The sequence below is a fragment of the Paenibacillus sp. y28 genome, from assembly GCF_037137075.1.
In the GTDB taxonomy this organism is placed as follows: Bacteria; Bacillota; Bacilli; order Paenibacillales; family NBRC-103111; genus JBBBNV01.
Genome location: NZ_JBBBNV010000113.1, coordinates 1 through 740 on the forward strand (window position 1 = coordinate 1; position 740 = coordinate 740).

General features: G+C 40.5%; 1 protein-coding gene. It reads left to right on the plus strand.

The window, feature by feature from the left end; translation table 11 throughout:
• The first annotated feature begins 152 nt into the window (after positions 1-152).
• On the plus strand, positions 153-575 hold the full coding sequence (locus WBG83_RS22535; protein ID WP_336747634.1) for a hypothetical protein: 423 nt from the start codon (positions 153-155) through the stop codon (positions 573-575).
• The last annotated feature ends 165 nt before the right edge of the window (positions 576-740 follow it).

Sequence of the window (740 nt, forward strand, 5' to 3'; positions counted from 1 at the left end):
TTCATGATGCCGCTGAGTAACGGCAGATAACCGACTTCATAGAAATTTTCCATTTGCATCGTTGTATCCACTCCTGACCCGACTCTCGATTCTAGAACTCTAGCATACACCAAAATTGGCCATTTTCAGAGTCGTAGGGGTGCGGAATGTGAGTGAAAAAAATGCTGCTGACCGTTGTTGTGTTGGGCGCCATATATGCCGTGATCGGGGAAATTATTTTTTATACAACTTATTTTTATTTATTAGATGTCAGTGATGAAATAGGGTGGTACTTTATTGCCGGGGGATTGGGTGTCCTGTACACGCTTCTTATTGTTCGCTATTTTAGAAACAGGCATTGGTATGGTGTATTGTTCATTCCTGTGGCATATTTTTTGTTTTTGGTTATTTTTTCCATGGTCATCAGCCAATTTTTTCCGATTGAAGAAGGGCATGATGGAATCGGGCTCTTGCTGATATTCGTTCACATCTTTCATTTGATCATAATCGGATTCGGGATTGTGGCGGGGCTTGTCGCAAATTTAATTATACTCCAGGTCAAAGGGGGAATACGATGCAAAGGCTATTCGAAATAATCACAGAAAATCTTGATTACATAGAAGAAAATGAAGGAAAGCTATTTGCCGAGAACGAGGGGGTATGGCTGATGAGAAGAAGATAATACTAGTGCTTGATTCCGCAAAAGTTCCAACGGTAATAGGGCAATCTTACCAAGGGTTATGTTACACTTGATGAACATA